This is a genomic window from Pseudodesulfovibrio karagichevae (assembly GCF_041414475.1).
GTDB classification, from domain to species: domain Bacteria; phylum Desulfobacterota; class Desulfovibrionia; order Desulfovibrionales; family Desulfovibrionaceae; genus Pseudodesulfovibrio; species Pseudodesulfovibrio karagichevae.
Genome location: NZ_JBGLYH010000021.1, coordinates 50262 through 57994, shown reverse-complemented (window position 1 = coordinate 57994; position 7733 = coordinate 50262). Strand labels below are relative to the sequence as shown.

The 7733-nt window shown below is 65.4% G+C and carries 10 protein-coding genes; 7 read left to right on the top strand and 3 right to left on the bottom strand.

Annotated elements, in window-relative coordinates:
* Positions 1–237 precede the first annotated feature (237 nt).
* Positions 238–834 carry a hypothetical protein gene (locus tag AB6M95_RS09310; protein ID WP_371386464.1) on the top strand — a complete coding sequence of 199 codons (597 nt, stop codon included), beginning with the start codon at positions 238–240 and terminating at the stop codon, positions 832–834.
* A 9-nt stretch (positions 835–843) separates the two neighbouring features.
* Here AB6M95_RS09310 and AB6M95_RS09305 read toward each other — a convergent pair whose 3' ends face one another.
* On the bottom strand, positions 844–1266 hold the full coding sequence (locus AB6M95_RS09305; protein ID WP_371386463.1) for a hypothetical protein: 423 nt from the start codon (positions 1264–1266) through the stop codon (positions 844–846).
* A gap of 146 nt (positions 1267–1412) precedes the next feature.
* Between AB6M95_RS09305 and AB6M95_RS09300 the strand changes: the two genes are divergently transcribed.
* The 4 genes from AB6M95_RS09300 to AB6M95_RS09285 all read left to right on the top strand — a co-directional run bounded on the left by AB6M95_RS09300 (position 1413) and on the right by AB6M95_RS09285 (position 3792).
* Complete coding sequence (locus AB6M95_RS09300; protein ID WP_371386458.1) at positions 1413–1793, top strand: hypothetical protein; 381 nt, start codon at positions 1413–1415, stop codon at positions 1791–1793.
* Between the two features lie 49 nt (positions 1794–1842).
* Entirely contained in the window at positions 1843–2427 is a 585-nt protein-coding gene (locus AB6M95_RS09295; RefSeq protein WP_371386457.1) for a DJ-1/PfpI family protein, read from the top strand.
* A 276-nt stretch (positions 2428–2703) separates the two neighbouring features.
* Complete coding sequence (locus tag AB6M95_RS09290; protein ID WP_371386462.1) at positions 2704–3078, top strand: thioredoxin family protein; 375 nt, start codon at positions 2704–2706, stop codon at positions 3076–3078.
* 6 nt (positions 3079–3084) lie between these two features.
* A complete protein-coding gene (locus AB6M95_RS09285) occupies positions 3085–3792 on the top strand; it encodes a cytochrome c biogenesis CcdA family protein (protein WP_371386456.1) in 708 nt (235 codons plus the stop codon).
* Positions 3793–3927: 135 nt separating this feature from the next.
* Here AB6M95_RS09285 and AB6M95_RS09280 read toward each other — a convergent pair whose 3' ends face one another.
* The gene (locus tag AB6M95_RS09280; protein WP_371386455.1) at positions 3928–4551 is read right to left on the bottom strand and encodes a D-sedoheptulose 7-phosphate isomerase; all 624 of its coding nucleotides are present in this window, start codon (positions 4549–4551) and stop codon (positions 3928–3930) included.
* A 207-nt stretch (positions 4552–4758) separates the two neighbouring features.
* Between AB6M95_RS09280 and purU the strand changes: the two genes are divergently transcribed.
* Positions 4759–5640 carry a formyltetrahydrofolate deformylase gene (gene purU / locus AB6M95_RS09275; protein WP_371386454.1) on the top strand — a complete coding sequence of 294 codons (882 nt, stop codon included), beginning with the start codon at positions 4759–4761 and terminating at the stop codon, positions 5638–5640.
* Between the two features lie 47 nt (positions 5641–5687).
* On the opposite strand, the gene AB6M95_RS09270 is transcribed toward purU, so the two are convergent.
* Complete coding sequence (locus AB6M95_RS09270) at positions 5688–7232, bottom strand: hypothetical protein (RefSeq protein ID WP_371386453.1); 1545 nt, start codon at positions 7230–7232, stop codon at positions 5688–5690.
* 149 nt (positions 7233–7381) lie between these two features.
* Between AB6M95_RS09270 and AB6M95_RS09265 the strand changes: the two genes are divergently transcribed.
* A complete protein-coding gene (locus AB6M95_RS09265) occupies positions 7382–7693 on the top strand; it encodes a zinc-ribbon domain-containing protein (protein WP_371386452.1) in 312 nt (103 codons plus the stop codon).
* Positions 7694–7733 lie beyond the last annotated feature (40 nt).

The following is a 7733-nucleotide window of genomic DNA, read 5'->3' as shown; positions in this document are numbered from 1 at the left end:
CCTGCTCGGCGTCCTGCCCGCCACCGGTTCCGGGGGCCTGATCAGGCCCCCGGAACCGGTGGACGAACAATAAAAGTGTTACCCATGTACCCGGGCAGAACTGTTACCCATGTTTCCGGTTGCACAGAGAGAGGGCAGCCCTTTTCAAAGGGTGCCCTCTCTCCCCCTTCCCCCCTGGCCGCCGGAGGCATTCTCCCCGCTTGCCTGGTACCGGGCGAGGTGATAGAGGGCTTGCGTATGACGTATCTCAAGGAATTCAAGGGCGCGGTATCGCGGACCAAAAAGCTGGGTTTGGGGGATGTGGCGGTCAACGAGACGGCGGTGGTTCTGGACCGGGCCGTGCTGAACGCCATCGAGGAGACCGGGCACATTCCGTTCAAGCAGCGGGCGGTGCAGGCGCTGAACGTGAACTTCGGCATGTACCATATGCTGGCCAAGAAATTCCACATTCCGGGCGGCGTGCTGACCATGGGCAACGTGGCCGTGGACGGCGAGATGCGTTTTCCGGTCACGCCCGCGCATTTTCGCAAGATGGTCGAGAACGAGTCCGGCGAGGACGCCCTGGGCACCTATCACCTGTGGACCACCCTGCCCGGCGGGGTCATCCTGGACCACGTGCTGCCCTCGTTTCTGGCGGGCGAAGGGCTCATCGAGGTGGACGAGGCCATGCCCGCCGAGCGGTTCCTGTACGGTCCGGCGGACGAAATGCCGTACGGGATCACCTACCACCCCATGATCGCGGGCCTGGAGTTCCTCATCGCCTCGGGCACCGTGGACCGCGAGGCCATGGAATACCTCATGGGCGAGAAATTCCCCAAGCAGTACGGCGGCTGATCCGGCCGCTCAATTCATCAGATTTCTGAGCCAGACCTGGAAGGCGGGTTCGACCTCGTCCGGGATGCGCGCGATATCCGGCCGCCCCCTGACGAGCAGGACCTTGATGACCGTGCCCGGCCGGTACCGACGCCACAGGCTGTCGGGCAGGCGGGCCTCGGCGCGCCGCGCGTAGCCGTCCGGGTCCAGGTAGGTGTATTCGATGACCACGCGGGCATGGGGATGTTCCGGGTCCTCGTCCGTGCGCAGCTTGAGCACCAGGCCGGAGGTGGCGTCCTCGCCGAACAGCCGGGAGCGCTCGGCCCGCAGGATGTCGTACGGGATGGAGGCCAGCCCCCAGACGATGAGCGAGACCGCCGCGAGCCCGAGGAGGACTCGGGTCAGCCGCCGAAAGGGGGTGCGCCTGGGGGTGGAGCCGGACAAGTAGACCATATTGCACACGATACATCCGCGTCCGGTCCTGCGCAAGGGGCCGGAAAATCCCCCCTCCGGCTGCGGCGATGCTTGCCATTCCCCAGTGCCCGGAGTAACAATACATTGACGCGACTGGCTGCAGCCGTCCTGAGGGAACAACAGATATGCCAAACAATATCAGGCAATTAGAAGAAAGCATCCTGCGCATGACCGCTGTGGTGCGGGCCAAGCAGGCCGCTCTGACCGCCAAGAGCTTCGGGGAGGAAACCGACCCGAGCCTCCGGCCGCGCGGCTGGTGGGTCCTGGCCTGCGGCGAATCCCTGGACCAGGAGTCCTTCGGCCAGCGCGAACAGGCCCGGCAAAAGCTCCTGGACGCCACCCGCAAGGCGGGCCTGGTCCTGCCCGAGAATATCTGGGTCTGGGACGATAACGGCATCGCCCAACTGGTCATCAGCACGGTTCCCACCATCCAGCGCGCCAACATCCTGGCCCAGAAGCTCCGAGAAAAGGGGCTGACCATCCGCATCAAGCGGGAGGATTTCTGACCGGCCCGATCCGGGCAGGCCGACACGCCAAACCCAAAGGGTTCCCGTCATGAAGAAAGTGGCCATCATCCTCACACAGGGTTTCGCGGACTGGGAATACGGCCTCATCGCCGGAGCGGGCGGGCCTTTCTACGGCCTGAACATCCGATTTTTCGCGCCCGCCGCGGGCGAGGTCCGCTCCATGGGCGGGCTGTCCGCCATTGTCGCCCACGGGGTGGAGGCCGTCCCGGAATGGGCCCCCGGCGTGATCGTTGTCGTCGGCGGCACCATCTGGGAGACCGAGGACGCCCCGGTCCTCGACGACCTGCTCCTGGCCCACCATTCCAAGGGCGGCATCGTCGCGGGCATCTGCGGCGGCACCCTGGCCCTGGCCCGGGCCGGGCTCCTGGACGATGTCCGGCACACCTCCAACGATGCGGACTACCTCCACCGGCACGCCCCGGGCTACACCGGTTCCGCGCTCTTCCGGCCCGAGCCGGTCGCGGTGACCGACAACCGGGTGATCACCGCTCCGGGTACGGCCCCGGTCGGCTTCGCCGCGGCGATCTTTGAAAGCGCCGGGCTGGATCACGACGCGGCCGAGGCGTTCCGCCGGATGCTGGCTGCGGAACACGCCGGGGCCGATGGGAAGTGACGCCGGTAAGTACGGACCGGCACGGGGTTCAACGCCCTGAAACCGTTTTTTTTGCAATAACAGTTGAAAAAAATGCCAAATGTAATCCGCAACGCTCCGCAGGATGGACGGAACAGGCGCTCCTCCCGAGGGGGGAGAGTGAGCATGGCCCCGGCACCCTGGTCCGGGTCCATCATCCGGCAGGAGCGTTGTCGCAATAACCGCCAAACCCGACAAAGGATACGACCTGTGAAAAAAAGCATCGTGCTCCCGGTTTTCCTGCTTCTCCTTGTGTGCCTGGCCCTTTTCGCCGTCCCCGCCGAGGCCCAGGAACCCGGCGCGCCGGTCTCGGCGGCCGATCTGATTTCCGGCGCGCCCCACCCCCTGCCCATAGCGGGGAAGGTCACCATGGTGGACATCGGCGCGCACTCCTGCATCCCGTGCAAAATGATGACCCCGATTATCGAGGAACTGTCCAGGGAATACGATGGACGGGCCGTAATCGCCTTCATCGATGTCTGGGAGCATCGGGAAGTGGCGCCCGAGTACGGCGTCACCGCGATCCCCACGCAGATATTCTACGACGCGCAGGGCAAGGAACGGTATCGGCACGTCGGCTATCTGGACAAGCAGAGCATCGTCGCCAGGCTGGCCGAGCTGGGCGTCCGATAGGTTCGCATGGACCAGCTGTTCATCCTCATCAATCAATGGATGACGAGCGGGGCGCTGCTCGGCGCGCTGGGCTGCTTTCTCTGGGGCATGGTCAGCGTCCTGTTCAGCCCGTGCCATCTGGCGTCGATCCCGCTCATCGTCGGGTACGTGGCGGGGCAGGACAGGATCATCGAAGGAAGGCGCGCCTCGGTGTACGCCCTGCTCTTCACCTCCGGTCTGTTCATCACCATTGCGGCAATAGGCGTCGTCTGCTCCCTGCTCGGCCGCATGCTCGGCGATGTGGGGCCCTATTGGACCATGGCCGTGGGGGCGCTGCTGCTCTGGGTCGCCCTGGACATGCTCGGCGTGTCCGGCTGCTCCCTGTCCGGCGGGCTGATGGCCAGGCTGAAGCTGAAGGGCATGCTCGGGGCCTTCGTCATCGGGCTGGCCTACGGCGTGCTGTCCGGGTCCTGCACCTTCGGTTTCATCGCTCCCATCCTCGCCATCATCACGGTCCAGGAGAAGGTCCTGACCGGCGTGATCTTCATCCTGCTCTTCGCCACCGGGCACTGCATCCCCATCGCCGCGGCGGGCGGCTCGACCGCCCTGGTCGGGAAACTGCTCGCCAATTCGGCCTGGCAGCGCGGCGGACTGGTGTTCCGCCGTCTGGCAGGCGGGTTGATCGCCCTTCTCGGACTCTACTTCATCGCGCAGCCGTTCATCAAAGCGGCATAGACCTGGCGTCCGGTTTCGCGGCCGACGGGCCCGGACGCCAAAAAAGATGGCCCCGACTTGGTCGGGGCCATCCTTTCAGAAACGGTGAACGCCCCGCAAACGATCGCGGGGCTTTTTTTCGGTCCGGGTTCGGGGTTACCCCCGGGATTCCGGCAGGTAGGGGGTCAGTTCGGCCACGGCCTCGAACAGGAAGTGGTCCACCAGGTGGCAGAACATGTGCCCGGCCGCGATGTGGATTTCCTGGATGACGGCGGTGTCCCCCGAGGGCACGGTGACCAGGAAATCCGACACGGAGGCCATCTCCGCGCCGCTCTGGCCGGTCAGGCCCACGGTGACGATGTCGTTGCGCTTGGCCTCGCGCATGGCCCGGATGACGTTGGTGCTGGTGCCCGAGGTGGACAGGCCCACCAGGATGTCGCCGGGCCGTCCCAGGGCGAGGAGCTGCTTGGAGAAGACTTCGTCGAAGCTGTAGTCGTTGCCGATGGCGGTCAGGGCCGAGGTGTCGGTGGTCAGGGCCAGGCCCGGCAGGGGCGGCCGCTCCATGCGGAACCGGTTGGTGAATTCGGCGGCCAGATGCTGGCTGTCGGCGGCGGACCCGCCGTTGCCGCAGAACATGACCTTGCCGCCCCCGGCCAGGCACACCGCCATGGCCCGGGCGATCTCGACCACCAGTTCCGCCTTGGTGTCGAAGAAGGCCTTGCGCGCGGCCAGCCCGGCCGAGGCGTGATCCATCACTTTCTGCAAAGCGGATTCAGACATGCGATCCTCGTTTGTGGTTGTCGTCGAAAAATAATCAGCCCTGCCTATACTGCCGAAAGCCGTCCTTGCCAACCCCTACCGGACGGCAGGCGAGGAAAAGACTTTTATTCACCCGCCATTTGCGGTAAAGCGCAAACTTGCGCCCGGACCGGGCCGTTTTCCGGCCGGACCGAACATCTTTCAGCATACATCAAGGCTACCAAGACCATGACCGAATCCAAGGAAAGCACCGTCAGGCTGCTGATCACCTGCCCGGACCAGCCGGGCATCGTCGCCGCCGTTTCCGGCTTCCTGCACCGCAAGAACGCCAACATCATCCACTCGGACCAGCACTCCACCGACCCCGAGGGCGGCCGGTTCTTCATGCGCAACGAATTCTTTCTGCCCGGCCTGGACATGGACGGCCTGGACGACCTGCGCCGCGAGTTCGCCGAGGAGGTCACGAACGGCTTCGTCATGGACTGGTCCCTGAACCCCGTGTGGGTGCCCAAGAAGATGGTCATCCTCTGCTCCCACGTGGACCACGCCCTCATGGAGCTGCTCTGGCGCTCGAAGCGCGGCGACCTGGAGACCGAGGTGTCCATGGTCATCTCCAACCACCCGACCCTGCGGCGCGAGGTCGAGAACTTCGACGTGCCCTTCCACCACGTGCCCGTGGGGCCGTCGCTGCGCGACAAGGTCGCGGCCGAGGACACCATCATCGAGCTCATGGACGGCCAGGCCGACCTCATCGTGCTCGCCCGGTACATGCAGATCCTGACCTCGGACTTCGTCAAGCGCTACGCGGGCCGGATCATCAACATCCACCACTCGTTCCTGCCCGCCTTCGTGGGCGCGGACCCGTACCGCCGAGCCTACGAGCGCGGCGTCAAGCTCATCGGGGCCACGGCCCACTACGTCACCGAGATGCTGGACGAGGGCCCGATCATCGAGCAGGACGTCATCCGCGTGACCCACAGCCACGACGTGGACGACCTGAAGCGGCTGGGCGGCGACATCGAACGCCACGTCCTGGCCCGGGCGGTGAAGTGGCACCTGGAGGACCGGGTCATCGTGGACGGCAACAAGACCATCGTCTTCCGCCGCTAGCCGCGCCGGAAACAACGCCCCCATGCGGACCGCCGCCCGGCAACGGGTCAGGCGGTCTTTTGCACGCCGTATTTCTGGAGAATTTCGGTCAGCCGGACGGTCAGGTTGGTCGTTCCCCTGGCCACCAGTTCGAGGTTGATCAGGACCATGATGTCCACCCGGAACACGGCCCGCTTCCACAGCTCGGCCAACTCCCGCTGGAGGGCGGGTTCGAGCGAGAGCATGGACATGGCCTCGCTCAGCTGCTGGGCGGTCTTGGGCTTGAACAGCAGGGTGTCCTCCCTGGTCACGTCGTTGCCGAACAGCTGCTTCTTGCGGATCTTGGACATGCCGCGCAGGTCGTTCACGGCCGAAGCGGGCACGCGCCGGGCGCGGCCGCTGCGCACCTGGATCTTGCCGCCCTCCTCGCGCCCGCATTCCTTGAGAATCTGGATGAAGTGGTTCTCCAGGAGGAAGTAGAGAATCTTTTCGAGCACCGGCAGGCTGAAGTCCTTCTTGAACGGCAGGATGCCCTTGATCTGGTCCGGGACCACGGTTTCCAGCGCCTTGTAGAAGTGTTCGCTGGTCACGCCGATGGCGATGGACGCGCCCACGCCCAGCCCCACCAACTGATCCAGCACGAACTTGAACCAGCCCTGCTCCCTCTCGCGCTCCTCGGGCGTTTTCGTCCCGGCCTCGCCCTGGCGAACGGCCTCGGCCTCGGCCACCCGGGCCTTGTACTGGGTCTCGAACTCCTCGGCCACCGGGTCCATGCAGGTCACGCGCGCCGCGTGCAGCAGCTCGCCCGCCGAAAAACTGTCGAACTGGGATAGGGGCTTCACCCCCTTGACCAGCATGGCCTGGACCAGCTTGGCCCGCTCCCTGCCCTCGGCCTCCTCGCGGGCCGCGATGAAGCTGTTCTGGATGCGCGTCTTGGAAATATCCTGGTCCGTGGGGTTGAGCTTGGACAGGATGTCGTCGAACAGGAAGCGGATGACCAGAAAGGTCCGCTCCTTGGCGATCTGGTACTTCTCGCCCTCCAGGATTTCCCGGTGGGCCTCCTCCACCCGGCTGGCCACGAACTCCTCCACGAAGGCGTTCCAGAACGCCTGGTCCAGCTGGTGCTTCTCGATGAGCGCGCTGTATTGCTCCAGGCTCTGCTTCCCGAAATAGCGCAGGACCAGTTCCTCGAAGTTGTCCGTCACCAAGGCCATGGCGTAGACGACGCCCTGGGCGCACTTGACCAGCACGGCCTCGGTGTTGAGCAGGGTCGCTTCCAGCTCCTCGCGCCGGTCGGCGTCCCCGGTCTTGACCGCCTTGTCGAAGTGGGCCAGCAGGATGAGGAACCGGCCGACCCGCTCGTGGAGGAACTCGTACCCGGGATGCCCCGCCCGGCCGCAGAGCAGCTCCTCGACGCTGCACCGCTGGGCCTCGAGCATGGGGTACTCGTTGATGGCCGGGCTGTTGTTCTCCAGCACGGCCAGCAGCATCTCCCGCTCCATGACCTCGCGCAGGGAGGAACGCTCCTTCAGGGCGCGCAGCTTCTTCTGGTAGGCGGCAAGACGCGTTTCCTTGTCCGGCCTCGATGTGTCTCGTGCGGGTGCTTCGCTCATGGGTCCGATTATCCTCAATAGCGCATGGGAGTTGCGCGATGCTGCGCCATCTCCGATTTTCCTGCAAAAGCATTATCACCAACCGCGCCGGGATGGAAGGGCCGGGCCGCCCCTTGACCTTTCCGCCTTCGGACGGCCATAACAGCCCTGTGATCACCTGCACCAAATGCGGAGCCAAGAACTCCGACGAGACCCTGGCCTGCGCCCGCTGCGGCAACAAGCTCCAGTCCTCCCGCCGCGCCGCGCCGGGTCCGGATGCCATGGATTCTCCGCTGGAGCCGTTCCGGCACGAGGGCGTCCCGGGCGACCTCATGCGCTCCCTCAAGCGCATGCTCGAGGCCTGGGCCTACGCCCTGCTCCTCGGCGGCGTGGCCGCCGCCTGCATCGTCTACAAGATATGGTGGCCCCTCTACCCCACCGTCGCTCTCATCGCACTCCTGCTCTGGCTGCGGCGGGTGTAGGCGGCCTCCGGCCCGCCTCTCCTTTCCTCTTTTTTGGGCG